At 69.6% G+C, this 26,597-nt stretch carries 24 protein-coding genes; 10 read left to right on the forward strand and 14 right to left on the reverse strand.

Annotation, left to right across the window (positions count from 1 at the left end; translation table 11 throughout):
- The first annotated feature begins 100 nt into the window (after positions 1 to 100).
- Entirely contained in the window at positions 101 to 2,092 is a 1,992-nt protein-coding gene (locus tag ASE16_RS19400) for a cell wall-binding repeat-containing protein (RefSeq protein WP_082581327.1), read from the forward strand.
- A 15-nt stretch (positions 2,093 to 2,107) separates the two neighbouring features.
- Here ASE16_RS19400 and ASE16_RS09540 read toward each other — a convergent pair whose 3' ends face one another.
- The gene (locus ASE16_RS09540; protein ID WP_055894060.1) at positions 2,108 to 2,509 is read right to left on the reverse strand and encodes a DUF6855 family protein; all 402 of its coding nucleotides are present in this window, start codon (positions 2,507 to 2,509) and stop codon (positions 2,108 to 2,110) included.
- 35 nt (positions 2,510 to 2,544) lie between these two features.
- Entirely contained in the window at positions 2,545 to 3,045 is a 501-nt protein-coding gene (locus tag ASE16_RS09545) for an FBP domain-containing protein (protein ID WP_055894062.1), read from the reverse strand.
- A 68-nt stretch (positions 3,046 to 3,113) separates the two neighbouring features.
- On the opposite strand from ASE16_RS09545, the gene ASE16_RS09550 reads away from it, so the two are divergent.
- Positions 3,114 to 3,440, forward strand: coding sequence for a thioredoxin family protein (locus ASE16_RS09550; protein ID WP_055894064.1), 327 nt, complete (start codon positions 3,114 to 3,116; stop codon positions 3,438 to 3,440).
- On the opposite strand, the gene ASE16_RS09555 is transcribed toward ASE16_RS09550, so the two are convergent.
- Positions 3,433 to 4,212, reverse strand: a complete 780-nt coding sequence (locus tag ASE16_RS09555; protein WP_082581328.1) for an MBL fold metallo-hydrolase — start codon at positions 4,210 to 4,212, stop codon at positions 3,433 to 3,435. The genes ASE16_RS09550 and ASE16_RS09555 overlap by 8 nt on opposite strands.
- Before the next feature lie 112 nt (positions 4,213 to 4,324).
- Between ASE16_RS09555 and ASE16_RS09560 the strand changes: the two genes are divergently transcribed.
- On the forward strand, positions 4,325 to 5,344 hold the full coding sequence (locus ASE16_RS09560; RefSeq protein WP_055894068.1) for an LLM class flavin-dependent oxidoreductase: 1,020 nt from the start codon (positions 4,325 to 4,327) through the stop codon (positions 5,342 to 5,344).
- A gap of 25 nt (positions 5,345 to 5,369) precedes the next feature.
- The gene (locus tag ASE16_RS09565; RefSeq protein WP_235500433.1) at positions 5,370 to 5,915 is read left to right on the forward strand and encodes a sugar O-acetyltransferase; all 546 of its coding nucleotides are present in this window, start codon (positions 5,370 to 5,372) and stop codon (positions 5,913 to 5,915) included.
- A gap of 7 nt (positions 5,916 to 5,922) precedes the next feature.
- On the opposite strand, the gene ASE16_RS09570 is transcribed toward ASE16_RS09565, so the two are convergent.
- The 3 genes from ASE16_RS09570 to ASE16_RS09580 are packed head-to-tail and all read right to left on the reverse strand — an operon-like array spanning position 5,923 to position 7,945.
- Entirely contained in the window at positions 5,923 to 6,687 is a 765-nt protein-coding gene (locus tag ASE16_RS09570; protein WP_055894071.1) for an ABC transporter permease, read from the reverse strand.
- On the reverse strand, positions 6,687 to 7,625 hold the full coding sequence (locus ASE16_RS09575; protein ID WP_055894073.1) for an ATP-binding cassette domain-containing protein: 939 nt from the start codon (positions 7,623 to 7,625) through the stop codon (positions 6,687 to 6,689). The genes ASE16_RS09570 and ASE16_RS09575 overlap by 1 nt, the downstream gene beginning before the upstream one ends.
- Positions 7,622 to 7,945, reverse strand: coding sequence for a PLD nuclease N-terminal domain-containing protein (locus ASE16_RS09580; RefSeq protein WP_082581329.1), 324 nt, complete (start codon positions 7,943 to 7,945; stop codon positions 7,622 to 7,624). The genes ASE16_RS09575 and ASE16_RS09580 overlap by 4 nt, the downstream gene beginning before the upstream one ends.
- A gap of 91 nt (positions 7,946 to 8,036) precedes the next feature.
- On the opposite strand from ASE16_RS09580, the gene ASE16_RS09585 reads away from it, so the two are divergent.
- Positions 8,037 to 8,612: a helix-turn-helix domain-containing protein gene (locus ASE16_RS09585; RefSeq protein ID WP_055894075.1), complete on the forward strand. Its 576-nt coding sequence runs from the start codon at positions 8,037 to 8,039 to the stop codon at positions 8,610 to 8,612.
- Positions 8,613 to 8,700: 88 nt separating this feature from the next.
- Positions 8,701 to 9,633 (forward strand): hypothetical protein, encoded by a 933-nt coding sequence (locus ASE16_RS09590; RefSeq protein ID WP_055894482.1) that lies wholly within the window; start codon positions 8,701 to 8,703, stop codon positions 9,631 to 9,633.
- A 60-nt stretch (positions 9,634 to 9,693) separates the two neighbouring features.
- Here the strand turns inward: ASE16_RS09590 and ASE16_RS09595 are convergent, their stop codons facing one another.
- Entirely contained in the window at positions 9,694 to 10,167 is a 474-nt protein-coding gene (locus ASE16_RS09595) for a VOC family protein (protein WP_055894077.1), read from the reverse strand.
- Between the two features lie 57 nt (positions 10,168 to 10,224).
- Between ASE16_RS09595 and ASE16_RS09600 the strand changes: the two genes are divergently transcribed.
- Positions 10,225 to 11,016 carry an SGNH/GDSL hydrolase family protein gene (locus tag ASE16_RS09600; RefSeq protein ID WP_055894079.1) on the forward strand — a complete coding sequence of 264 codons (792 nt, stop codon included), beginning with the start codon at positions 10,225 to 10,227 and terminating at the stop codon, positions 11,014 to 11,016.
- Between the two features lie 64 nt (positions 11,017 to 11,080).
- On the opposite strand, the gene ASE16_RS09605 is transcribed toward ASE16_RS09600, so the two are convergent.
- On the reverse strand, positions 11,081 to 13,510 hold the full coding sequence (locus tag ASE16_RS09605) for a phosphoketolase (protein ID WP_055894081.1): 2,430 nt from the start codon (positions 13,508 to 13,510) through the stop codon (positions 11,081 to 11,083).
- Positions 13,511 to 13,565: 55 nt separating this feature from the next.
- On the opposite strand from ASE16_RS09605, the gene ASE16_RS09610 reads away from it, so the two are divergent.
- Genes ASE16_RS09610 through ASE16_RS09620 form a run of 3 tightly spaced genes read left to right on the forward strand, consistent with a single transcriptional unit; the run spans position 13,566 to position 15,908 of the window.
- Entirely contained in the window at positions 13,566 to 14,414 is an 849-nt protein-coding gene (locus ASE16_RS09610) for an alpha/beta fold hydrolase (protein ID WP_055894083.1), read from the forward strand.
- Between the two features lie 10 nt (positions 14,415 to 14,424).
- Positions 14,425 to 15,006, forward strand: coding sequence for a GNAT family N-acetyltransferase (locus ASE16_RS09615; RefSeq protein WP_055894084.1), 582 nt, complete (start codon positions 14,425 to 14,427; stop codon positions 15,004 to 15,006).
- A gap of 17 nt (positions 15,007 to 15,023) precedes the next feature.
- Complete coding sequence (locus ASE16_RS09620; protein WP_235500434.1) at positions 15,024 to 15,908, forward strand: EamA family transporter; 885 nt, start codon at positions 15,024 to 15,026, stop codon at positions 15,906 to 15,908.
- Positions 15,909 to 15,927: 19 nt separating this feature from the next.
- Here ASE16_RS09620 and ASE16_RS09625 read toward each other — a convergent pair whose 3' ends face one another.
- The 6 genes from ASE16_RS09625 to gltB form a co-directional block, all read right to left on the reverse strand.
- Entirely contained in the window at positions 15,928 to 16,821 is an 894-nt protein-coding gene (locus ASE16_RS09625) for an ABC transporter permease (RefSeq protein WP_082581331.1), read from the reverse strand.
- Complete coding sequence (locus ASE16_RS09630) at positions 16,808 to 17,752, reverse strand: ABC transporter ATP-binding protein (RefSeq protein WP_055894088.1); 945 nt, start codon at positions 17,750 to 17,752, stop codon at positions 16,808 to 16,810. The genes ASE16_RS09625 and ASE16_RS09630 overlap by 14 nt, the downstream gene beginning before the upstream one ends.
- The gene (locus ASE16_RS09635; protein WP_055894090.1) at positions 17,749 to 18,852 is read right to left on the reverse strand and encodes a LolA family protein; all 1,104 of its coding nucleotides are present in this window, start codon (positions 18,850 to 18,852) and stop codon (positions 17,749 to 17,751) included. Before ASE16_RS09635 ends, ASE16_RS09630 begins: the two co-directional genes overlap by 4 nt.
- 161 nt (positions 18,853 to 19,013) lie before the next feature.
- Positions 19,014 to 20,429, reverse strand: a complete 1,416-nt coding sequence (gene pyk, locus ASE16_RS09640; RefSeq protein ID WP_055894092.1) for a pyruvate kinase — start codon at positions 20,427 to 20,429, stop codon at positions 19,014 to 19,016.
- An 85-nt stretch (positions 20,430 to 20,514) separates the two neighbouring features.
- Positions 20,515 to 21,972: a glutamate synthase subunit beta gene (locus ASE16_RS09645; RefSeq protein ID WP_055894094.1), complete on the reverse strand. Its 1,458-nt coding sequence runs from the start codon at positions 21,970 to 21,972 to the stop codon at positions 20,515 to 20,517.
- Positions 21,965 to 26,542 (reverse strand): glutamate synthase large subunit, encoded by a 4,578-nt coding sequence (gene gltB / locus ASE16_RS09650; RefSeq protein ID WP_055894096.1) that lies wholly within the window; start codon positions 26,540 to 26,542, stop codon positions 21,965 to 21,967. The genes ASE16_RS09645 and gltB overlap by 8 nt, the downstream gene beginning before the upstream one ends.
- Between the last annotated feature and the right edge of the window lie 55 nt (positions 26,543 to 26,597).

The raw sequence follows: 26,597 nt of genomic DNA on the forward strand, positions 1-26,597 counted from the left end.
CCCCAATGTGGGCCAGTCAGCGCGTGTGGGGTGTGCCCCGGCCGATACTGAATTAGTCTGCCTTGGACCGCACCGACAGGCGGTCAGGGGAGAAACAACCATGCGTTCCAGGCTCAAGGTCGGCCTCGCCACGACCTTCACACTCGTGACGGCGGTCGGTCTCGTCGTGGCTGGAGCACAGCTCCCCGCCACGGCGGCGCCAGAGCCGACGTCGACTCCGACACCCACCTCCACATCGACTGAGGCACCGGATGCGTCGCCGAGCGCGACTCCGACCGCCGACCCGTCCGCGACGCCGACACCGTCGACGACCCCTGCCCCGACCCCCGCACCGGATGCGAGCGCCCCCGCAGCGCCCGCCCCCACCGCAGCGGCACCGGACGCATCCGTCGGCGCCGACCCGACGCTCGCCGAGATGAACCAGACCGGCAACCACACGATGGGCTCGACCTTCTCGCTCAGCGGGGCCGCGGCGGACGCCGCCATCGGCAACAACGCGGCGAGCCAGTCAGCGGCCCGCACGTTCAGCTCAGCGGCCACCACCTTCCCGCCCGGCGTCCGCGGTCTCGACGTCAGCGGATGGCAGACCAACATCAACTGGAACCAGGTCTGGGCGGACGGCGGTCGCTTCGCGTACATCAAGGCCACGGAGTCGCTCGACTACAAGAGCAGCCAGTTCTCCAGCCAGTACAGCGGCGCATACAACGTCGGCATCATCCGCGGCGCGTACCACTTCGCAACGCCGAACACCTCCTCTGGAGCCGCGCAGGCCCGCTACTTCGTCCAGAACGGCGGCGGCTGGTCCGCCGACGGCCGCACGCTTCCACCTCTGCTCGACATCGAGTTCAACCCGTACGGCGGCAGCAACACCTGCTGGGGCCTCAGCGCACCGCAGATGGTCGCCTGGGTCGCCGACTTCGTGAACACGGTCACCTCGATGACCGGCATCGCCCCTGCGATCTACACCAACACCAACTGGTGGAACCTCTGCACCGGCGGAAGTGCAGCGTTCGGCGCGTACCCGCTCTTCGTCGCCAACTACTCCAACATCAGCACCCCTCCGCTTCCGCCTGGGTGGGGCGCATACACGATCTGGCAGTTCGCGAACGGCGTCGGCCCGTTCCCCGGCGACCAGGACGTCTTCAACGGGTCGATGAACGACCTGCAGGCGTTCGCCCTCGGAAACCGGCTCGCCGGATCGGACGCGTTCGGCACCAGTGCCGCGCTCTCCTCCACCTTCTCCCCCGGCGTGCCCGTCGCGTACGTCGCGTCCGGCTACAACTATGCGGATGCGCTTGCCGGCGGCCCAGCGGCCGGTAAGCAGAAGGGACCGGTGCTGCTCGTCCAGCCGTACGGTGTTCCCGACGTGATCGCGACAGAGCTGAAACGCCTGAGACCGGCCCGCATCGTGGTGCTCGGCGGTCCGTCGGCGGTCTCGGACGCCACGGTGGCAACGCTCAGCGCTTACACCTCTGGCGGCGTCACCCGGCTGGCCGGCTCCGATCGGTTCGAGACAAGCGTCGCAGTCTCGAAGAGCGCGTTCGGAGCGAACCCGTCCGTCGCGTACATTGCGACAGGGATGAACTTCCCTGACGCCCTGACCGGCGCATCCGTCGCCGCCGGAACCGCGCACAGCGGACCTTTGCTGCTGGTGACGAGCGTGAGCATCCCGCCCAGCGTCTCCGCCGAACTGCAGCGACTGCGCCCTGGCCGGATCGTCGTGCTCGGCGGAACGGACGCGATCAACGCCTCCGTCATGTCGCGGCTCTCGTCGTACACGTCCGGCTCCGTCACCCGCCTCTCCGGCGACGACCGATACATCACCAGCGCCAAGGTGTCGCAGGCGAACTTCTCGCCAGGGGTCGCAGCAGCGTACGTCGCTGTCGGCACCAACTTCCCGGATGCGCTCTCCGGCGCGCCGGTGGCCGGGATCGCGAACGCTCCGGTGCTGCTCACCCAGTCCACGGCCATCCCGCAGTCGATCACCGCTGAGCTGAGTCGTCTCAAGCCGAAGAAGATCGTCATCCTGGGCGGCACGGCCGCCGTGAGCGCTGCCGTGGCAGCGCAGCTGAACGGCTACGTGGTCAAGTAGCCTGGCCGGCCGGACTCACAGCGCGCGCACGCGATTGTTGCGGGCGTCGTGCGTGAGTTCGGCCAGGCCGAGGGCTTCCAGGAGCGGCGGGAGGTACATTCCGAACCGTCCACGGTAGCCCGTGCGGAGTCCGTACCAGCCGCCGACGGGGTTGGCCTCCGAGCGTCCCCACGCTTCGACCGATCCCTCGGCGGCGTCCTTCTGCTCGTCCGCGGCGCCGAGCGGCACCCAGTCGCCCTGCTCGCGCAGCCACGCGGCGAGGTCGTCGATCGCGCTCAGGTGATACCGCAGGCTGGTGGAGCCGACCTGGCAGACCAGCGCGGGTGGGTCGGCGTCCTCGTCGCGCCACATGCTGTACTCGCTCGACCCCGGCGCCGTCTTCAGCACCCACGGGTCTGCCTTCGTTCCGTCGCTCATCTGCTCAGTATGGCGCTGGATGCGGTCGTATGGCGCTAGATGCGGGCGCCGACCACGGTGGCGGCGAAGCGACGTGCACGCTCGGCGAGCCCGGCGATCCTGTCGGCGACCACGGATTCCGCGTCGAACCCGACGTACGCGGGAGGCGGCGTCCTGCGCACGTTCTCGCTGCATTCGAAACTTCCGCAGAGCATCGTGCCGACCGTGTCGCCGTTGCGGCCGGCCTGACCGGCCCTGCGTGCCACGTAGAGATACACGTCGCGGGTCACGTGCACGTCCTGGCACCAGCCGCACATCGACGGCGCGTGCGACCGCATCGACGCGTCAGACGCCCGCAGCACGATGCCGACCGGCCCGTTCTCCGTCGGGACGACCACGTAGCCGCGCTGCGGGATGCGCGGGTCGCGCCAGCCGAGGTACTCGCGTCTCGACCAGTCCACTTCGTGCATCCCGGGCGGCAGCGGCAACTCCGCCGCCTCGCTCCTCGAACAGTTGACGAACGACTCCCGGATCTGCTCCTGGGTCAGTGTCTCCATGCGCGCCTCCGAATTCCATGCTCGCACAGCTTGACCCTGACCCAGAGGTCACGGTCTAGCCTCGCCGCATGACAACACTCAACGCCGTCACAGACGCCACATTCCCTGACGCGGTGCTCGCCGCATCCGGAACAACCATCGTCGAGTTCTGGGCGGAGTGGTGCGGCCCCTGCCGCGCTCTCGGCCCGATCCTCGAACAGCTCGCCACCGAGCACGCCGACCGCATCAGCATCGTGAAGATCAACGCGGACGAGAACCCGCAGTCCTCCGCCACCTACCGGGCGATGGCGCTGCCGGTGATGAAGGTGTTCCAGAACGGCGAGGTGGTGAAGACGATCGTCGGCGCGAAGCCGAAGCCGGCGCTGGAGTTCGAGCTGGCGCCCTATCTCAGGTGAGGTCGTCGTACGCCCCGCTCACCCAGCCGATGTAGCGCTCTGCCGAGCGCAGCACCGCGTCCCGCGCATCCACGGGCACCACGTTGCCGAGGTTGCCGTACAGCCGGTCGAACGGGAGCTCGCAGACGCGGTCCGCCGTCCGCCGCACGACGGCGGCCGACAGCGGCAGGTCGTTCGGGTAGCTGCGCATGAAGGTCACCCAGCGCTGCGACGGCCCGGGGAACACGGTGTCTCCGGAGAGCACCACCCCGCGATCCCAGTGCACGATCGCGCTCCCTGGGAAGTGCCCGCCGATCGTCCGCAGCGTCACACCCGGCAGCACCTCCTCGTCTCCCGTCCAGTCCCGGATGCACGGCTCGTCCCGCTGCACCCAGCCCCTGTCTGCCGCGTTGACCAGCACGGGCGGGTCGCCGAGCATCCGGGACCAGGAGGTCTGCGCGCCGAACATGTGCGGGTGGCTGGTGGCGATGACCGCGACGCCGCCGAGGTCCTGCACCGCGGCGGCGGCGGCCTCGTCGACGTAGCCGGTGGGGTCCCAGAGCAGATTGCCATCCGGGGTGCGCAGCAGGATGCTCTGCTGGCCGATGCCCACCTTCGGCTGGGAGCGCAGCGCGAAGAGGTCGGGCTCCAGCTCGGCGATGGTGACGCGTTCGCCTGCCCGCTGCAACGCCTGCAGCGACGTCCACTCCTGCCCGGAAGGCGGGACGTACTGCCGTTCGTCCTCGCAGATCGGGCACGACGCGGGATGCGCATCCCCCGCCGGAAACTCCACAGCGCACGCAGCGCACAACCAATCGACCACCCTGCGACGATACGCCGGCGCGCACACGGCGGAATAGACCCGGTGGCGGAATAGCCGGAGCGGCGGCATCATTGAGACCACTGTGAAACGCATCGGATTCCTCTCCTTCGGCCACTGGCAGCCCATCCCGGGCTCCGTCTCCCGCACGGCCGCCGACGCCCTGCTGCAGACCATCGACCTCGCCGTGGCCGCGGAGGAGGTCGGCGCTGACGGCGCGTTCGTGCGCGTGCACCACTTCGCCAGGCAGCTCGCCTCGCCGTTTCCGCTGCTGGCGGCGATCGGCGCGCGGACGAAGCGCATCGAGATCGGCACCGGCGTGATCGACATGCGCTACGAGAATCCGCTGTACATGGCGGAGGACGCGGCGGCCGCCGACCTGATCAGCGGCGGCAGGCTGCAGCTCGGGGTGAGCAGAGGATCACCGGAGACGGCGGTGCGCGGCTACGAGTCGTTCGGCTACGTGCCGGCAGACGACGAGACGGACGCGGACATGGCGCGTCGCCACACCGAGGTGTTCCGCGCGGCGATCTCCGGGGCGGGTGTCGCGATGTCGAACCCGCAGATGACGGGCGTTTCGCAGCCGCTCCCGATCGAGCCGCGCTCCCCCGGCCTCGACGAGCGCATCTGGTGGGGAGCGGGCAGCAGGGCGACGGCGGTCTGGACGGCGGAGCAGGGCATGAACCTGATGAGCTCCACCCTGCTCACCGAGGACACCGGCGTGCCGTTCGACCAGCTCCAGGCCGAGCAGATCCGGATGTTCCGCGACACCTGGCGGGATGCCGGCCACGAGCGCGAGCCGCGCGTCTCGGTGAGCCGCAGCATCATCCCGATCATCGACGACGAGACCCGCCGCTACTTCGGCGCCCGCGCCGTGGCGGAGTCGCAGGACCAGGTCGGCCACCTCGACGGCGGCCTCGCCCGCTTCGGCAGGAGCTTCGTCGGCGAACCGGACGTGATCGCCGCAGAGCTTGCTGCGGACGAGGCTGTGCAGGCGGCGGACACGGTGCTGGTGACGGTGCCGAACCAGCTCGGGGTGGACTTCAATGCGCGCATCCTGGAATCGCTGGTGAAGGACGTCGCACCGGCAGCGGGCTGGCGATGACCTGCTGTGCTGGGCGGTTCCCGGCGTGACGGACAGGATGCACCTCATCCCGCGACGCACTCCGGAGTCGCGCGCCGTCGTCGAGCGCGTGCAGACGGTGCTCGACCTGACCTCGCGGCTGAACGCGCTGCCGTACTCCGACGCCGAGGGACGCACGGCGCTGCTGAGCGCGATCCTCGGCAGGCCGCTGCCGTCCGACGTGACGATCTACCCGCCGTTCTACTGCGACCACGGCCTGGCGATCAGCTTCGGAGCGAACGTGTTCGTCAACCAGAACTGCTCATTCTACGACATCGGTGGCATCACCATCGGCGACCGCACGATGATCGGCCCCGGCGTGACGCTGAGCACGGCCGGACATCCGGTCGCCCCCGATGCACGGCACGACGGCATCACGACCGCGCCCATCGTGGTCGAGGAGGACGTCTGGATCGGTGCGAACGTGACGGTCGCGCCGGGGGTCACCATCGGGCGCGGCTCGGTGATCGGGGCGGGAGCGGTGATCGCGAAGGACGTAGCGGCGAACACCGTGGTGACGAGCGGGAGCCAGGTCGTGCGGAAGGTGCTCTAGCCGAGGCTCAGAGCTCCTGCCTCCTGAACACCGCGGCCGCTGCCGCCACCGCCGCCGCCGCCACCGCGAGCGACACCAGCACCGGCCACAGCACCTGGTCGGTCGCCGTCCCCACCGCCAGGGTGGATGCGCGGCCGAGCAGGCCGCCCGGCGACCAGTCGGCCACCGGCCGCCACACCGCAGCGACCGAGATCACGACGAACAGTCCGAGCCCCAGTCCTGCCGCCCCGGCGGCCGACGGGATGAGCACGGAGAACAGGGTCATCAGTGCCAGGTAGAACACCGCGAGGACGAGCCAGACCAGAGCGGACGACCAGAGCGGGCCACCAGGCGCGTCGCCGAACACGAGCGCCGTCACGCCCCAGGTCACCAGCGTTCCCGCCGCCAGCAGCAGCGTCAGGTACAGGATGTTCACGACCGCCTTGACCACCACGAACGCAACCCGCGACACCGGTTTCGTCAGCACCAGCACCGCCGTTCCGCTGCGCCGCTCGCCGGAGACGATGCCGCCGTAGATGATGATCAGCGCGAAGATGCCGATCTGGCCGAGGTTCTTGATCCACTGCGCGTACGCGTCGCCGGCCGTCGGCGTCGGCAGACGGAGCGAGGAGAACTGGTCGCCCGCCACCGCCGACAGCAGCTCTGGCGTGTACTTCGCGATGAGCGGCCCCGTCACCGCGAACAGCAGCAGGATCGCCGGCAGCACGAACACCCGCCAGGTGCGCAGGATCTCGAACGTCTCTTTGCGCGCGAACACCAGGGCGGAGCGCATCAGATCGCCTCCCCGACCAGCTCGACGAAGACGTCCTCGAGGGTGAGCTCGCCCGCCTCCAGCCGGATCAGCCCCGCGTTGCGGGAGGCGACCAGCGATGGCAGCTCGTGCTGCGCGGCGGCCGCATCCGACACCAGCACGTCGATGACGCCCTGGCCGTCGCGCGAGACCGTGGTCGCCCACGACCGTTCCGCGATGAGCGTCGCCAGCGCATCCGCGTCCGCCGTCTCTGTGACCTCGAGCACGATGCGGTGACGGCCGTGCCGCGACCGGAGGTCCTGCATCGACGATTGCGTCAGCACGCGCCCGCGGTTCAGGATCGCGACGGTGTCGCAGACCCGCTCGACATCGCTCAGGATGTGCGAGGAGAAAAAGATCGTCGCGCGCCCGCGGAGCGCATCCAGCATGTCGAGCACATCCTTGCGGCCGATCGGGTCGAGAGCGCTGGTCGGCTCGTCCAGCAGGAGCAGGCGCGGGGCGTTGATGAGGGCCTGCGCGATCCCGAGCCGCTGCTTCATCCCGCGCGAGTACCCGCCGATCCTGGTCGTCACTCCCCCGAGCCCTGCCGTGTCCAGCAGCATCGCGGTGCGCTGCCTCAGGATGCGATGGTCCAGCCCGAACAGACCGCCGACGAACTCCATGAACTCGGGCGCCGTCATCCAGTCGTAGAACGCAGGCACGTCCGGCAGGAATCCGAGCTGCCCACGCACGGCGTTGCCCGCGCTGGCGATGTCCTGGCCGAGCACGCGCACGGTGCCGCTGGTCGGCTTCGCCAAGCCGGTGATGATGCGCAGCGCCGTGGTCTTCCCCGCACCGTTGGGGCCGAGGAAGCCGAAGACGGAACCATCGTCGACGCAGAGGTCCACCGCGTCGAGCGCGAGCGCGTGCCTGCCGCCGAAGGTCTTGGTCAGGGCGACGGTTTCCAGGGCCGTGCTCATGCGTCCTCCCGATCGCGTTCTCCGTAGAGCGCGTCTGCGACCTCCGCCATCGTCACGCGCCCAGGTGGTGCAGCGGCAGGCTCCTCCGCTGGCACGCCGCGGAGCCGCCCGACGGCGAAGTACAGGATGGGGCCGATCAGGTTCACCAGCACGATGATCGCGACCCACACCCACTTGTTGCCGAACGCCACGCGCTCCTTAGGCCGACGCACCAGAGAGACGAGGGCGACGACGTCCAGAACCACTTCGGCGAGCAGCACCGCGCCCAGGATCACGAGGACAGCGGGCGGCAGGGAGGCGAGGTCCACGTTCGGCTTCATCGTGCATCCCCTTGTCGCATTGTTCTCGTTACATTGTTCTCGTCGATGAGAACATTATCACGCGCGAGAATGCGCGCCATAGACTACGGGGATGAACAGCTCGGAACTCCTCCTGCATCCGGTGCGCCTCCGCATCGTGCAGGCGTTCCTCGGCGACCGCGCACTCACCACCGCCCAGCTCGCCGACGAGCTCTCCGACGTGCCGACCGCCTCCCTCTACCGCCACGTCTCGCTGCTGACCACGGCAGGGGTGCTCGACGTGGTCGCAGAACGGCGGGTGCGCGGCGGCGTCGAGCGCACCCTCGCGCTGCGGGTGGATGCGGCGCGCGTCAGCCCCGCCGAGCTCGCCACACTGACCGTCGAGCAGCACGCGGCCATGTTCCGCGCGTTCGTCGCCGCTCTGCTCAACACGTTCGATCAGTACCTCGCCGCCGGCTCCCCCGACCTCGTGGCCGACGGAGCCGGATACAGCATGAACGGCCTCTGGCTCACCGACGCCGAGTTCGCCCAGCTGGCCCAGGACCTGGGCACGGTCTACGAGACGAGGGCGGCGAACGGCCCGGGCGACGGCCGTACCCTCCGGATGTTCGCGAGCGTCGTCATCCCCGGTGCTCCATCGGCCCAGTCAGCATCCACCGGATCAGATGTACCCCGGACTGAGGGTTAACGTCCCCCGGTCGGCCTGCGACAATGGACGTGCTGCACACCCGAAATGGCAGCGCAATCGTCATTCGGCGACGCTGAAAGGGGTGTGCGTGCGTTTCTCAGGTGCCAGGTCGGTCATCGCCGGTGCAGGGTTCGCGATTCTCGCCGTCGCCGTGCTGACCCCGACCGCCGCGAACGCGGTCTCCAACGTGTCAGAGGGGTCGTCGCCGTCCGCGATCACGAGCGTGTGGGCGTGGGGCAACCCCATCGACCCCGCGACGGATGCGCGCGGCCTCGGCCAGCAGCAGTTCCAGCCGGATGCGCTGGCCGCCTTCGCCGGCGAGCACCACCTGACCAGCGTCTACCTCTCCGTGCCCTGGGCGCCACAGGAGGGCGCGTTCGCGACCTGGCTGCCGCAGGCGGTCGACGCGCTGCACGCGGCGGGGGTCACCACGGTCTCCGCTCTCGGCGGCGACCCGGAGTGGGCGAAGCAGCCGCAGCTCGCAGCGCAGTGGACGCACGACGCCCTCGCCACCGCCGACTTCGATGCGGTCCAGTTCGATGTCGAGCCGTGGGCGTCCGGCGGAGGCGAGCCGGACCTCGGCGTCATCGTCCCGCAGCTGAACGCGATGTTCGATGCGGCGTCCTCCGTCGCGGACGGCACGCCGATCGGCGCCGACCTGCCATGGTGGCTCGCGGCGAAAACCTACGGGAGCTCGACGGCGTTCGACAGCCTGCTCGGCCACGTCGACACGGTGGCGATCGTCGCCTTCTCCGACCACGCGGCCGGCGACGACGGGATCGTCGCGCTCGCGCAACCGGCCGCCGTCGCCGCCGCGGCGCATTCGGTGCCGTTCACGATCGGCGTCGAGACCGACACCCCGGCTGTCGCCGGAGGCCCGCAGTACACCTTCGGCGACGACACGGCCGTCGCCCTGGAGACGCAGACGGCGCTCGTGCGGCAGCAGCTCTCGGCCACCGCCGGGTATCGCGGCGTCACCGCGGAGCACCTGCTCGCCTGGCAGACGCTGATCGCACGCTGACCCGGCGCCGGAGAAGGTGACCCAACGCCGGAGCTGCCGACCAGCGCCGGACCCACGGAGTCAGCCGTCGGCGGCGGCACGCAGCGCCGCGATGTCCAGCTTGCCCATGCTCAGCATCGCCTGGATGGCGCGGTTGGCACGCTCAGGGTCTGGGTCGCCGATCAGCGCATCCAGCGCCGAGGGGACGATCTGCCAGCTCAGCCCCCACCTGTCCTTGAGCCATCCGCACTGGCCGGGCTCGCCGCCGTCGCCGGTGAGCGCATCCCACAGCCGGTCGACCTCGGCCTGGTCGTCGACGGACACCGAGAACGAGAACGCCTCGGTGAACGGGAACATCGGCCCTCCGTTGAGCGCCATCACCTCGACGCCGTCGAGCAAGAACCGCACCCGGGACACCCCGGCCGCCTGCCCTGGCGCGTCCGGTGCGAACCGGCTCACCTCCAGCATCCGGGAGTTCGGGATGACGGAGACGTAGAACTCCGCCGCCTGCTCTGCCTGATCGTTGAACCAGAGGAAAGGGGTGACCCGTGACATGCGCGCTCCTTGTGTCGGCTGGCGCCCATGCTACGCGCAGGCGGGTAACGTAGCGATGTGTTCACGAGCTACATCGCCATCGGCGACAGTTTCACAGAGGGCGTCGGAGACGAGCTTCCGGACGGCCGCACCCGCGGCTGGGCGGACTTCGTCGCGCTCGGCCTCGCGCAGGCCGCCACGGCGAACGGCGACGCCGGCAGCGTCCGTTACGCCAACCTCGCCATCCGCGGCCGCAAGCTCGGCCCGCTGATCGCCGAACAGCTCCCCCCTGCCGTCGACCAGCGGCCGGAGCTGATCAGCTTGAACGGCGGAGGCAACGACATCATGCGCCCGCGGGTGTCGATCGAGGCCGTCGCGCAGCAGCTGGTGGATGCGGCACGCACGGTCACCGACGCCGGCATCCACCTCCTCCTGCTGAGCGGAGCCAACCCGTCGCTGCACCTGCCGATGGGCTCGCTGATGCGCCGCAGAGGCAACGAGCTGGACGCCGCCGTTCGCGTGCACCTCCCCCTCGACGACGTCACCTACGTGGACAACTGGGCGGACGAGCGCCTCTGGGACATCCGCTACTGGTCGCAGGACCGCCTGCACCTCAATCCGCTCGGCCACGCGCGCGTCGCCAGCAACGTGCTCACCGCGTTCGGCGTTCCCGTGCCGGCCGAGTGGGGCGTCGAGGAGGTCGCCGCCGGTCCGGCCAGCGCCACCTCGCGGCGCACCGCTGACTACTACCGCCGCTACGTGCTGCCGTGGGTCGGCAGACGACTCACCGGGCGTTCCTCCGGCGATGGCCGCACGGCCAAGATCGCCGAGCTCACCGTTGTCGACCCGACGGCCATGCCGCCGCTCTAGTCGTTCGGAGCGGCGGCGCTTCGGAGCGGCGGCGCTTCGGAGAGGCGGCGCATCGTCGCCCGCGTCAGTCGTTGTCCCCGCCCGTCGTGTCGAATCTCGTGGTCTTCGTGCCGCCGGCCCAGGCCCACTCCGCGACCTCGGGGATGTCTTCTCCGTGCTCGCGGGTGTACTCGCGTGCGGCGATCCGCGCATCCTGCATCTCCTGCCGCAGCGCGCCGTTCTTCGCCGCCAGCCCTGGGACCCGGTCGAGCACGTCGATCACCAGGTGGTAGCGGTCCAGATCGTTCAGCATCACCATGTCGAAGGGCGTCGTGGTGGTGCCCTCCTCCTTGTAGCCGCGCACGTGCAGGTTGTCGTGGCCGGCCCTCCGGTAGGTCAGGCGGTGGATCAGCCACGGGTAGCCGTGGTAGGCGAAGATCACCGGCTTGTCCGTGGTGAACAGGGCGTCGTACTCGCGGTCGTTCAGCCCGTGCGGGTGCTCCCCCTCGCTCTGCAGCCGCATCAGGTCGACCACGTTGACAACGCGCACCTTCAGCGACGGGATGCGGTCCCGCAGGATCGAGGCAGCGGCCAGCACCTCCAGGGTCGGGATGTCGCCCGCGCAGCCGAGGACCACGTCCGGTTCGTCCCCCGCCTCCTCGGTTCCCGCCCAGTCGAAGATGCCGATGCCGCGCGTGCAGTGCGCGATGGCCTCCTCCATGGTCAGCCAGTTCGGAGCAGGCTGCTTCCCTGCCACCACCACGTTCACGTAGTCGACGGAGCGCAAGCAGTGGTCGTACGTCGACAGCAGCGTGTTCGCGTCGAACGGCAGGTACACCCGCACCACGTCGGCCTTCTTGTTGACGACGTGGTCGATGAAGCCGGGGTCCTGGTGCGACGCTCCGTTGTGGTCCTGTCGCCAGACGTGCGAGCTGAGCAGGTAGTTCAGCGAGGCCACCGGCCGCCGCCAGGCGATCTGCCTGGAGGACTTCAACCACTTGGCGTGCTGGTTGAACATCGAGTCCACGATGTGGATGAACGCCTCGTACGAGTTGATGACGCCGTGCCGACCGGTGAGCAGATAGCCCTCCAGCCAGCCCTGGCACTGGTGCTCGCTCAGCATCTCCATCACACGGCCGGAGCGCACGAGGTGGTTGTCGGAGTCGATCGGCCAGTACTCGGCGTTCCACTGCTTCCCGGTCACGTCGTAGACCGCCTGCAACCGGTTGGATGCGGTCTCGTCCGGCCCGAACAGGCGGAAGTCGCGGGGATTGGCCGCCATCACATCCCGGAACCACTCGCCGAGCACCTTCGTGGCCTCGGCGACGGTCTCGCCGGGCGACGGAACATCCACCGCGTATTCGCGGAAGTCGGGCAGCCGCAGGTCGCGGCGCAGCAGGCCGCCGTTGGCGACAGGGTTGGCGCTCATCCTCCTGTCGCCCTGCGGCGCGAGCGCTGTCACCAGCTCCACGGGAGCCCCCGACTCGTCGAACAGCTCCTCCGGCCGGTACGACGCCATCCAGCTCTCCAGCAGGCGCGTGTGCGCCTCCGTGTCCCTGGCGTCCGCGAGCGGCACCTGGTGCGAGCGCCAGTTGTTCTCGGCGGGGTGGCCGTCGATCTCCTTCGGGCAGGTCCAGCCCTTCGGGGTGCGGAGGATGAGCATCGGCCAGGCCGGACGCTCGGTCAGCTCGCCGACGGCCGCCGCCTTCTTGATCCCGGCGATCTGATCGAGGATCGTGTCGAGCGTCTCCGCCATCCGCTCGTGAACCAGGCGCGGGTCCTCTCCGTCGAACCCGCCGGAGACGAGGTACGGGGTGTATCCGTAGCCGCGCATGAGCTCGAACAGCTCGCTCTCCGGGATGCGCGCGAGCACGGTCGGGTTGGCGATCTTGTACCCGTTGAGGTGCAGGATCGGCAGCACGACGCCGTCGTGCACGGGGTCGAGGAACTTGTTCGAGTGCCAGGCCGTTGCAAGCGGCCCTGTCTCAGCCTCGCCGTCGCCGACCACGGCGGCGACCAGGAGGTCAGGGTTGTCGAAGGCGGCCCCGTAGGCGTGCGAGAGCGCGTAGCCGAGCTCCCCGCCCTCGTGGATCGACCCAGGCGTCTCCGGGGCGGCGTGGCTCGGGATGCCGCCGGGGAAGGAGAACTGCCTGAACAGCCTGCGCAGCCCGTCGACGCTCTGGTCGATGGCGCTGTACGTCTCGCTGTAGGTCCCGTCGAGGTACGCGCTGGCGACGACGCCCGGGCCGCCGTGGCCGGGGCCTGCGACGAAGATCGTGTCCAGGGCGCGCTCCTGGATCACCCGGTTGAGGTGCGCGTAGATGAAGTTCAGGCCTGGCGTCGTTCCCCAGTGGCCGAGAAGCCGCGGTTTGATGTGGTCGCGCGAGAGCGGCTCCCGCAGCAGCGGGTTGTCCAGCAGGTAGATCTGCCCGACCGAGAGGTAGTTGGCGGCTCGCCACCACGCATCCAATCGGTCGAGAGTCTCGGGAGTGAGCGTGGCGGTCGATGATGTCACAGGATTCCTTCCCCTCGTTCGGCATCCTACGTTGGCTCCGCTCCGAACAACAGGCATGGAAACCACCACCGTCGCCACCGAGATCGGCGCCGTCACCGTGCGGCGCACCCCGCGGGAGTCGCACACCGCCACGATCCTGCTGCACGGCGCTGCCGGCTCCTGGACCACCTGGCGGGCGGCCATCGCAGCGGCGGAGTCCGGTGGATCGGTCGCCGACCTCGTCGTACCCGATCTGCCTGGCTGGGGCGACTCCCCCGTCGCCGACCTGACCAGGCTCGACGCCGGCAGCATCGCGGATGCGGTCGCCGAGGTCGCCCGCGCCCTCGGCTACACCAGGTGGCGCCTGGTCGGGCACTCGCTCGGCGGTTTCATCGCCCTGGAGCTCGCCGTGCGCGAGCCGGTGGCGACGGAGTCCGTCGTGCTGGTCTCCGCCACGACCTTCGGCGGACGGGGCGACCGGCTCGGTCCGCTGGGGCGGCTGCTGCACTACGCGCCGCTGATGCTCCTGACGGCCGGGATCAGGATGCTCACGGCACTCGGCCCCCTCGCCGCCCGTTTCGTGCGCGCCATCGACCGGGCCGGACTGCTCACCGTGCTCGCTGCCCCGCTGTTCACGGTTGTCGACCGGCAGGCGGTGCACGAGCTCGCGCACGACCTCCGGCCTGGCGCGCTCCTGCGGGCGATGCAGTGCGCGGCCACGTACCCTGCTGCAGAGCGCTGGGCGCGCATCCACTGCCCGGTGTTCGCGCTGCACGGGGACAGGGACGTCTTCGTCGCGCGCGACGACGATGCCAGGCTGGCGGCGATCATCCCGGATTTCCGCGCCGTCGTCGTGCCGGCGACAGGGCACTTCGGCCACGTCGAGCACCCGACGATCCTCGCCGGGGCGCTGCACGCGCGATAACCTGGCGGGCATGGCAGAGCAGACCATCAGCGTCGAGTCGGTCGGCACGGAAACGTGGGACGAGCTTCGCACGGTGTTCGGGGAGCGCGGGGACGCCTCCGGATGCTGGTGCCAGTGGTTCAAGGTGACGGGGGCGCAGTTCCACGAGCTGCCGCGGGAGCGCAAGGCCGAGCTGCTGCACACGAGCGTCGAGGGCGGGTCTCCCGGGGTGATCGCGCGGCTCGGCGGCGAGCCCGTCGGCTGGGCGGCGGTCGAGCCGTTCAGCGCGTACCCGGCGCTCCGGCGCTCGCCGATCACCAAGCGGCAGCCCGGTGACCCCGAGGACCCGTGGGCGGTCACCTGCTTCGTGGTGCGCATCGACCACCGCAACCGCGGCATCGCCCGCGCGCTGCTCGCGGGTGCCGTCGACCATGCCGCCGAACGCGGCGCCGAGGTCGTGGAGGGGTACCCGGTCGACCCGGGTGTTCGCCCGTCGCTCAGCGCGGCCGAGCGCTACCACGGCACCGTCTCCCTCTTCGCCTCTCGCGGCTTCGAGGTGGTGCGACGGCCATCGGCCACGCGAGCCGTCATGCGACTTCTCGTGGGCTCCTGACCCCATAAGCTCGTCTGGTGAGCTCGAAACGCGACCGCCTGATCGGCGCAGGAACCCAGGTCGCCACCGAGGTCAGCATCAACTTCGGCTCGTCGGTCGCCGGGCTGCTCATCCCGATCGTCGGATCGGTGGTCGTCGTGGCGGTGCGACAGATCATCACCGCCATCGCCGTGCTGCCGTTCTACCGGCCGAAGCGCGCTGAACTCACCTGGCGCAGGCTTTGGCCGGCCATCGCGCTCGGCGTCGTGCTAGCCACGATGAACCTCAGCTTCTACGAGGCGGTCGGCCGGCTCGGGCTCGGCATCGCGGCGACCATCGAGTTCCTCGGCCCGTTCGCTCTCGCCCTCGCAGGCTCCCGCAGGGTCGTGGATGTGATCTGCGCCCTGTTCGCCGCCGGCGGCGTCGTGCTGCTCACCGGCACAGAGGGCGCCATCGACCCGATCGGCGTGCTGCTCGCGCTCGCGGCGGCGGCCAGCTGGGCGGCGTACATCCTGCTCACGCGCCGGGTCGCCACCCGCCTGCCCGGACTCGAAGGACTGAGCGTCGCGAGCGTCGTCGCCACGATCATCCTGCTCCCGATCGCGCTCGTCGTCGTCGACTACAGCCGTCTGAACTGGCCGGTGATCGGGATGCTCGTCGCCGCCGGCGTGCTGTCGTCCGCCATCCCGTACAGCCTCGACACGTTCATCCTGCGCAGGATCACCCCGCGGCTGTACGCGATCATCACCAGCCTCGGGCCGGCGATCGCGACCCTGTTCGGCGTGCTGGTGCTGCACGAGCGGTTCAGCGGCGTTCAGCTGCTCGGCATCGCGGTGGTGTGCTTCGCCGCGGGCGTCACGATCGCCACGCAGCGCGACCAGCAGAAGTCCGACCTGGAGTCGACCGCCGAGGCGATCCCCTAGCCGGGCCGGCCGGCCGTGCTCAGGACAGGATGTCCTTCGTGGTGAAGCGTCCGATCGCCAGCGCCCCGAACACCGCCACGTAGCCGAGCTGCAGCAGCGCGTTGCTGCCGAACGAGTCCCACGACACCGGGTCGCGCAGGAAGTCGGCGAACCCGAACCAGTAGTGGCTGAACAGCCAGGGGTGCAGGCCGTCCAACTGCGGGAGCTGGTCGAGCACCTGCGAGACCACCGAGAGCACGATCGTCGCCGCCATCGCGCCGACAGGCACGTCGGTGAGCGTCGAGAAGAACAGGCCGATCGCGCACAACCCGAGCAGCGAGACGACGACGTACGCGCCGATCAGCAGCAGCCGCAGGAACGCGTCCCAGGCTCCCACCTGGCTGCCGGAGAGCAGCGTCACCGGACCGACGGGGAACAGGATCGCGCCGATCGCCGACCCAGCGGCGATCACCACGGCCGTGCCCGCGATGCAGAACGCGGCGGAGCCTGCGTACTTGACCGCCAGCAACCGCAGCCGCCCCGCTGGAGCGATCACCAGGTAGCGCAGCGTGCCGTGGCTCGCCTCGCCCGCGATGGTGTCCCCGGCCACCACCCCGACGGTGAGCGGCAGGAACAGCGGCACGCACACCACGAGCGCCGTGAAGCCGACGAACAGCCCGTTGGCTGTGATCTGGTCGAGGAACGCCGGACCGCGCCCGGCGCGTGACCCTCCGGTGATGCGCACGGCGACGGCGATCAGGATGGGGATGGCCGCCAGCGCTGCAAGCATCGCCCAGGTGCGCCAGCGGCGGAACAGCACGGCCAGCTCCGACCAGAGCAGCGACCACCCAGCCGATGGGTGCGGCAGCTTCGCCGTCGGCACGGGATGCGCCGGCGCGGCCACCCCGTCCGCCTCCGTCTCACTGCTCGACATCGAAGCCCTCCCCGGTGAGCTCCACGAACCGCTCCTCCAGCGTCGACCCGTGCACCCCGAAGCCACGCACCCGGACTCCGGCGGCGACGAGGGCCGCCACGATGGTCTCCGCGGCCGGCGCCGGTTCGGGCAGGGGCGCATCCAGCACCCCGTCCGTCGCTGTCGCAGGGGCGATGCCGAGGTGGGTGAGGACGGTCGCCGCCTCCCGCGCATCCGGTGTCTCGACGCGGACCCTCGGCCCTGTCGCTCCGCGAAGCGCGTCGAGCGAGCCCTGCGCCACGAGCCGCCCCGTCCGCATGATCGCGGCGTGCGTGCAGACCTGCTCGATCTCCGCCAGCAGGTGGCTGGACACGAACACCGTCCTGCCCTCGTCGGCCAGCGAACGGACCAGAGAGCGCACCTCCCGCGTGCCCTGCGGGTCGAGGCCGTTCGTCGGTTCGTCGAGCACGAGCAGGTCACGGTCGGTGAGCAGAGCGCCCGCGATCCCGAGACGCTGCTTCATGCCGAGCGAGTACGCGCGCACGTTCTTGCCTGCCGCGTGGGTGAGGCCCACCCGCTCCAGCGCGACAGCGACCCGCTCGCGGCGGGTCGCGGACGGCGCGTAGCGGTCGGCGGAGTCGCGGCGGACGAGGTTCGCGAAGCCGGACAGGTACGGTGCGAACGCCGGGCCCTCGACGAGCGCACCGACGCGCGGGAGCACGGTGGCTCCCCGGTCGGGCATCGGCTGCCCGAACAGGCGGATCTCCCCCGCCGACGCGGAGACGAGCCCAAGGAGCATCCGGATGGTCGTGGTCTTCCCAGACCCGTTCGGCCCGAGGAAGCCGAACACCGACCCGCGCGGCACGCTCAGGTCGATGCCGTCGACCACGGCACGGGAGCCGAAGCGTTTGGTGAGGCCGCTCGTCGTGATGGCGGCGGCTGCGTCCGTCACCGAGCGGCGGCCTGCAGGGCGGACACCGGGACGGCTCCGGCGAAGACGCGCCCGTCGTCGGTCACCAGCACCGACACCAGCGAGGTGCTGAAGGCGCGGCCGCCGTCGACGGCGGTGGTGAGCTGCCCGAACAGCGGAGAGGAGGTGAGGTCGGCCGGCACCGAGCCGGCAGGCACACTCACGATGGCGTCCCAGCCGCTGCCGGTGACGGTCGGCTTCTGGTGCGTCCCAGCCTGTGCCTTCTTCTCGCCGAGCCCGGACGGCGACTGCTCGGTGACCGTCGCGCCCTTCGGCGGGGTGAACGCGAACACGCTCGCGGACGGCGTCGCCGTGCTGAACTCGCTGAAACCGACCTCGAAGGCCGGAGTGCTCTGGCCGCGCGCATCCACCTGCACCCGCAGCGGGATGCCCGTGGTGCCGTCGACGGCGATCGACACGGACCCGACGAGGGTCGCGTCGGTCTTCGGAGTGAGGACCAGGTCGTATGCGTCGCGTCCCGCGACCTTCACCGGGTCGCCGAGCGTGACCGAGGTGCTGGGGTCGACAGCGGTCAGGAACCGCTGCGCGAGCTGGGATGGCGTGGTGGCGGCACCGGTGGTCGCATCCGGGTCGGGCTGCTTGTTGTCCGGGGTCTTCACATTGTCCGGGGACTTCACGAGCGACCGGTCCGGCAGCGTCACGTGCGTGACCTTCGTACCGGTCGAGGTGTAGAGCCAGACGTCGGAGCCGTTGCGGATCACGTCGCGCTCGGCGAGCTGGTCGAGCACCTGCAGGCGCTGCTTGGACGGCCCGTCGACGTAGACCTTCGCCGTGTGGTCGCCGGTCAGCAGTTCGATGACGCTCGCGGCGTCGCCTGAGCCCGAACCGGACCCGGCGCCTGGTCCTGTCGACGGGATCGACGGCAGACCGAGGTCGGAACTCTGCTCGACCGTGCCGGAGAACGCCTTCACGTCGCTCGACGCGACGAGCCGCAGCACATCGTCTGGCGTCTTCGACGGAAGGTCTGCCGCGCCGGCCGCGAGCGGCGCGACGATCACGCCCGCCGCGATCGCGACGGGCACAACGGCAGCGGGGAGCCAGCGAACCCAACGGCGTTTCATGACTTCGAGACTACGCCTGTGGCGGGGCCGCGAACCCTCCTGGATGCTGCGAACTCCGTGGGAACCGCCCGCCGCATCCCGGCGACAACGAACGGAGACAGCGAGCGGATACGACGAACGGCCCCCGCACAGAGCGGGGGCCGTTCGCACATCCGGTCGTCTTAGAGGACGTCTCCGACCCTGTGGACGCGGATGTCGTTGGTGGTTCCGGGGATTCCGGGAGGGGAACCGGAGATGATGATGACCTTGTCACCGTTCTCCGCGCGGCCGGTCGACTTGAGCGCCTCGTCCACCTGGGCGACCATCTGGTCGGTGTGGGTGACCCGCGAGACGACGAACGACTCGACGCCCCAGTTGAGAGACATGCGACGGCGCACCGACTCCTCCGGCGTGAACGCCAGGATCGGGATCTTGTTGCGCAGACGCGACATGCGACGAGCGGACTCGCCGGACTCGGTGAAGACGCAGAGGTACTTCGCCTCGACGAAGTCGGCGACCTCCACGGCGGCGAGGGTGATCGCGCCGCTCTGGGTGCGCGGGCGGGTGCCGAGCGGCTGGATGCGGTCGAGACCGTGCTCCTCCGTCGACTCCACGATGCGCGCCATGGTCTGAACGGTGATGACCGGGTACTCGCCGACGCTGGTCTCGCCGCTGAGCATGACCGCGTCAGCGCCGTCGAGGACGGCGTTGGCGACGTCGGAGGTCTCCGCGCGGGTCGGGACGGGGCTGGAGATCATCGACTCGAGCATCTGGGTCGCGACGATGACCGGCTTCGCCGCGCGGCGGGCGAGCTCGACGGCGCGCTTCTGCACGATCGGCACGGCCTCGAGCGGGAGCTCGACGCCCAGGTCGCCACGGGCGACCATGATCGCGTCGAACGCCTCGATGATGCTCTCGAGGTTGTCGACGGCCTGCGGCTTCTCGATCTTGGCGACGACGGGGAGCTTGCGTCCCTCCTCCGCCATGATCTCGTGCACGCGATCGATGTCGGCGGCGTTGCGCACGAACGACAGCGCGATGAGGTCTGCGCCGAGCTTGAGGCCCCAGCGGAGGTCAGCCTCGTCCTTCTCGGACAGCGCAGGCACGTTGACGGCGACGCCGGGCAGGTTGATGCCCTTGTTGTTGGACACCGGGCCCGCCACGATGACCTTGGTAGTCACGACGGTGCCGTCGGTCTCGAGCACCTGGACGCGGACCTTGCCGTCGTCGATCAGGAGGAAGTCGCCCGGCTTGACGTCCTGGGGAAGCCCCTTGAACGTGGTCGAGGAGATCTCCTTGGTGCCGATGATGTCCTCGGTGGTGATCTTGAAGATGTCGCCTTCGGCGAGGTCGTATGGACCTGCCTCGAACTTGCCGAGGCGGATCTTCGGGCCCTGCAGGTCGACCAGCACGGCGACCGGCTTGCCTGCGTCGTCCGCTGCCTTGCGCACGTTGGCGTAAACGCCCTCGTGGACGTCGTAGCTTCCGTGGCTCAGGTTCATCCTGGCCACGTCAACACCCGCGTCGATGATCGCGCGGATGTTGTCATAGCTCGATGTCGCAGGCCCGAGGGTCGCGACGATTTTCGCCCTTCTCATACTTTTACTTGCTCCGTGATTCTGCGCCCCTGACGGCGCTCGATTCGGTGATGACGCCCGCGGGGTGCCGGGGTGTCCGTTCAGCTCAGACGAGGATTCCCCTGTCGGTGGGTCGGACGGGGGACGGCAGATGCGTCTCCCCTTCAAGATACCGGTCAACGGCGGCTGCCGCTGCACGGCCTTCCGCGATCGCCCACACGATGAGCGACTGGCCGCGGCCGGCATCGCCCGCCACGAACACGCCCGGCTGGCTGGTCTGGTAGCCGCTGTCGCGCGCCACGTTGCCGCGGTCGTCGAACGGCAGCGCGAGCTGCGCATCCAGGTCGGCCTGCTCAGGGCCGGTGAAGCCGAGGGCGAGGAGGACCAGGTCGGCCGGGATCTCGCGCTCGGTGCCCGCCTTGGGCACGCGGCGTCCATCGAGGTACTCGGTCTCTGCGACGCGGATGGCGCGGACCTCTCCGTACTCGTTGGAGAGGAACTCGACGGTGGATGCGAGGAACTCGCGCTTGCCGCCCTCCTCGTGCGCCGAGGAGACCTCGAACAGCGTCGGCGTCATCGGCCACGGCTGGTGGCTCGGACGCTCCGACGGCGGCTGCGTTCCGATGGCGAGGTTGGTCACGCTGGCTGCGCCCTGGCGGTGCGCCGTTCCGATGCAGTCGGCTCCGGTGTCTCCACCGCCGAGGACGACGACGTGCTTGCCCTCCGCCGAGATCTGGTCGGCGACCTGGTCGCCCGCGCCCGTCTTGTTCTGCTGGACGAGGTACTCCATCGCGAAGTGCACGCCGCTCAGGTCGCGCCCGGGGATGGGGAGGTCGCGAGGGACCATCGCCCCCGTCGCCACCACGACGGAGTCGTACCGGGCGCGGAGGTCGTCCCAGGTGATGTCGACGCCGATGTTGACGCCGGCGCGGAACCGGGTGCCCTCCGCCATCATCTGGTTGAGACGCGCCTCGAGGTGCTTCTTCTCCATCTTGAAGTCCGGGATGCCGTAGCGCAGCAGGCCGCCGATGCGGTCGTCGCGCTCGTAGACGGCAACGGTGTGACCGGCGCGGGTGAGCTGCTGGGCAGCGGCGAGACCGGCAGGGCCGGAGCCGACCACGGCGACCGTCTTTCCGGTGAGCCGCTCCGGCGGGTGCGGCTGCACCCAGCCGTTCTGCCAGGCCTGGTCGATGATCGACACCTCGACCTGCTTGATCGTGACCGCCGGCTGGTTGATGCCGAGCACGCACGACGACTCGCAGGGCGCAGGGCACAGGCGGCCGGTGAACTCCGGGAAGTTGTTCGTGGCGTGCAGGCGCTCGATGGCCTGACGGCCCTCGCCGCGGTACATCAGGTCGTTCCACTCCGGGATGAGGTTCCCGAGCGGGCAGCCCTGGTGGCAGAACGGCACTCCGCAGTCCATGCAGCGGCCCGCCTGCCTGCGGAGCTGGGCGGAGTCGCCTGCTTCGTAGACCTCTTTCCAGTCCATCAGTCGCACCGAGACGGGCCGGCGCTTGGGGAGCTCGCGCTCCGTAACCTTGAGGAAGCCCTTGGGGTCAGCCACCTGTCACCTCCAGAATCCTGTTCCACACGATGTCGCCGTCCGGGTCGAGTCCCTCGTCGACGGCGTCTTGACGCATCTGCAGCACGGCGGCGTAATCACGCGGCAGTACCTTGACGAACTTCGCGACCGTGTCGTCGAAGTTCTCGAGCAGCCGGGCTGCCAGAGCGGACTCCGTCTCAGCGACGTGCCGTTCCAGGAGGTCGCGGACGATCTCCACGTCGGCGCTGCCGAGCGGAAGCAGCTCCAGCTCGCCGCTCGCGAGCGAGTCGCGGTTGACGAGGTCCTTCTGCAGCTCGTACACGTACGCAGTGCCTCCGGACATCCCCGCCCCGAGGTTTCGGCCCGTGCTGCCGAGGATGACGGCGAGCCCGCCTGTCATGTACTCCAGCGCGTGGTCGCCGACACCCTCGACGACCGCTGTGGCCCCCGAGTTGCGGACCAGGAAGCGCTCACCGACGATGCCGCGGATGAACATGCTGCCCTGGGTCGCGCCGTAGCCGATCACGTTGCCGGCGATCACGTTCTCCTCCGCGGGGAACACGCTGCCGCGCGGCGGGCGCACGACGATCTGGCCGCCGGAGAGACCCTTGCCGACGTAGTCGTTCGAGTCGCCCTCGAGCCGCAGCGTGATGCCGCTCGGCAGGAACGCGCCGAGCGACTGCCCTGCCGATCCCGTGAGCGTGATCTCGATGGAGCCGGTCGGCAGGCCGTTCTCGCCGTGCCGCACTGTGACCTCGTGGCCGAGCATCGTGCCGACCGCGCGCTCCGTGTTCCGGATGGGCAGGTTCAGCTCGATGTGACCGCCGCGGGCGAGCACGTCTGCGCTCTCCGCGATCAGGTGGTTGTCGAAGTGCTTGTCGAGCTCGTGGTCCTGCGCCTTCGCGTTCTTGCGCGGGGCGTCTGCCGGGAACTCCGGGCCGGTGAGGATCGGGGAGAGGTCGAGCCCCGACGCCTTCCAGTGGTCGATCGCACCGTCGACGCCGAGCAGCTCATTGTGGCCGATCGCCTCGTCGAGCGTGCGGAAACCGAGCTCGGCGAGGTACTCGCGCACCTCCTGCGCGATGAACTCGAAGAAGTTCACCACGAACTCCGGCTTGCCGGAGAACCGGGAGCGCAGCTCGGGGTTCTGCGTCGCGACGCCGACCGGGCAGGTGTCCAGGTGGCAGACGCGCATCATGATGCAGCCGGAGACGACGAGCGGCGCCGTGGCGAAACCGAACTCCTCCGCTCCGAGCAGGGCGCCGACGATGACGTCGCGGCCGGTCTTGAGCTGGCCGTCGACCTGGACGACGACGCGGTCGCGCATCCCGTTAAGCATCAGGGTCTGCTGGGTCTCGGCGAGGCCGAGCTCCCACGGAGTACCTGCGTGCTTGAGCGAGTTGACCGGCGATGCACCCGTTCCTCCGTCGTGGCCGGAGACCAGGACGACGTCGGCGAGAGCCTTGGCCACGCCCGCCGCCACCGCGCCGATGCCGGACTCGGAGACGAGCTTGACGTGAACTCGCGCATCCGGGTTGGCGCGCTTCAGATCGAAGATGAGCTGCTTGAGGTCTTCGATCGAGTAGATGTCGTGGTGCGGCGGCGGAGAGATGAGGCCGACGCCCGCTGTCGCGTGCCTGGTGCGGGCCACCCACGGGTAGACCTTGGTCGGCGGGAGCTGACCGCCCTCGCCGGGCTTCGCGCCCTGCGCCAGCTTGATCTGGATGTCGTCGGCGTGCGTCAGGTACATACTCGTCACGCCGAACCGGCCGGAGGCGACCTGCTTGATCGCACTGCGACGCTCAGGGTCGAGCAGACGGTCGAGGTCTTCTCCCCCCTCACCGGTGTTCGACTTGCCGCCGAGACGGTTCATCGCGATGGCGAGGGTCTCGTGGGCTTCCCTGGAGATCGAGCCGTAGCTCATCGCCCCTGTCGAGAACCGCTTGACGATCGACTCGACGGACTCGACCTCGTCCAGAGGCACGGCGGGGCGGACACCGGTGCGGAGGGTGAACATCCCGCGCAGCGTCATGAGGCTCTCCGCCTGGTCGTCGACCAGCTTCGTGTACTCGCGGAACACGTCGTACCGCCTGGTGCGGGTGGAGTGCTGCAGCCGGAACACCGTCTCCGGGTTGAACAGGTGCGGGGCGCCGTCGCGACGCCACTGGTACTCGCCGCCGGTCGCCAGGCGCTCGTGCGCGACAATGGCGCTCTCCGCCGGGTACGCGCTCTCGTGCCTGGACAGGTTCTCGGCCGCGATGACCTCGATGCCAACGCCGCCGAGCTTGCTGGTGGTGCCGGTGAAGTAGTGGTCGACGAACTCCTGGCTGAGGCCGACAGCCTCGAACGCTTGAGCGCCCGCGTATGACGAGACAGTGGAGATGCCCATCTTCGACATGATCTTGAGCACGCCCTTGCCGAGCGCCTTGATCACGTTCTTGACGGCCTTCTCCGGCGTGATGCCAGTGATGGCGCCGCTGCGGACGAGCTCCTCGCAGGTCTCCATCGCCAGGTACGGGTTGATCGCGGACGCGCCGTAGCCGATCAGGAGCGCGATGTGGTGCACCTCGCGCACGTCGCCAGCCTCGACGATCAAGCCGACCTTCATGCGGTTCTCCGCACGAATCAGGTGGTGGTGGACCGCGGCGAGCATCAGCAGCGACGGGATGGGCGCGAGGTCTTTCGTGGAGTCGCGGTCGCTCAGCACGATGAACTGGGCGCCGGCCGCGATGGCCTCGTCCACCTCGTCGCACATCTCGGCAAGCCGGCGCGCGAGCGCGTCCGTCCCCGCGTCGAACCGGTAGAGGCCCTTGACCGTCGTGGTGAGGCGGCTGCCTGGACGCGGGTCGATGTGCTGGATCTTCGCGAGCTCGTCGTTGTCGATCACCGGGAAGTCGAGCACGACCTGCTTGGCGTGTTCCGGCCCGGCGGAGAGCAGGTTGCGCTCCGGACCGAGGCCGAGCTTCAGGGAGGTGACGACCTCCTCGCGGATCGAGTCGAGCGGCGGGTTGGTCACCTGCGCGAACTGCTGCGTGAAGTAGTCGAACAGCAGCCGAGGTCGGTCGGAGAGCACGGCGACGGGCGTGTCGGAGCCCATCGCGCCGAGCGGCTCGGCGCCGGTGGTGGCCATCGGCTTGAGCAGGATGCGCACCTCCTCCTCCGTGTAGCCGAAGGTGCGCTGGCGGCGCGTGATCGACGCGGGGGTGTGCACGATGTGCTCACGCTCCGGGAGGTCTTTGAGGTTGATGCGGCCCTCGTCCAGCCACTCGCCGTACGGGGCGCCCGCCGCGAGGTCGGCCTTGATCTCGTCGTCCTCGATCAGGCGGCCTGCGACGGTGTCGACCAGGAACATCTTGCCTGGGCGGAGACGCCCCTTGCGCACGACGCGGCTCGGCTCGATGTCGAGCACGCCGATCTCGCTGGCGAGCACGACGAGGCCGTCGTTGGTCACCACGTACCGGCCGGGGCGGAGCCCGTTGCGGTCGAGCGTCGCGCCGACGAGAGAGCCGTCGGTGAAGACGATCGCGGCCGGGCCGTCCCACGGCTCCATCAGCATCGAGTTGTACTCGTAGAAGTCGCGACGGGACTTCTCGATCTCCGTCTGGTTCTCCCACGCTTCCGGCACCATCATCATGACGGCGTGCGGCAGCGACCTGCCGGACAGCGACAGCAGCTCCACGACCTCGTCGAACGAGGCGGAGTCGCTCGCGCCCGGTGTGACGATCGGCAGCACGGGCGACAGGTCGCCAAGCAGCTCGCTCTCCAGCTGGGACTGGCGCGCGCGCATCCAGTTGCGGTTGCCCTGCACGGTGTTGATCTCGCCGTTGTGCGCGATCATCCGGAACGGCTGGGCGAGCGGCCAGGACGGGAAGGTGTTCGTCGAGTACCGCGAGTGGACGAGCGCCAGCTTGGAGGCGAAGCGCTGGTCGGAGAGATCGGGGTAGAACGGCTCCAGCTGGAGCGTCGTGACCATGCCCTTGTAGACGAGGGTGCGACTGGACAGCGAGGAGAAGTAGATGTCGAGCTCGCGCTCCGCGCGCTTGCGGAGGAAGAAAGTCTGCCGATCGAGGAGGATGCCGCCGACCTGCTCGCCGTCGTCGCCCGTGCGCGTGCTGGACACGTAGAGCTGCTCGATGAACGGCATGGCGCCGCGCGCCAGTGTTCCGATCTCGTCCGCTGCGACCGGCACCTCGCGCCAGCCGAGGACGGTGAGCTCCTGCTCAGCAGCGATCGCCTCGATCGCGGCCTTCGCCGCTGCCCGCTCCCCGTCCTCCGTGGAGAGGAACACGTTGCCGACCGCGTAGCGGCCGGCCGCGGGCAGCTCGAAACCGGCGACGGCGCGCAGGAAAGCGTCAGGCACCTGCGTGATGATGCCTGCGCCGTCGCCCGTGCCGGCGTCGGAGCCGACAGCACCGCGGTGCTCCAGGTTGCGCAGCGCGTCGAGCGCCGCGTCGATGATGTCGTGGCCGGCCGTTCCGCGGAGCGTCGCGACCATCGCGAGCCCGCAGGCGTCCTTCTCATGAGCGGGGTCGTAAAGACCCTGCTTCACGGGGGTGGTGCTGAAACGGGAGCGGGAGGGCATAAGCGCCATCAACGACCGTCCTCACATATTCGGTGGTGCGGGGGGACGCCATCGGCCCTGGACT

It is taken from the genome of Leifsonia sp. Root227, assembly GCF_001428745.1.
GTDB lineage: Bacteria > Actinomycetota > Actinomycetes > Actinomycetales > Microbacteriaceae > Leifsonia.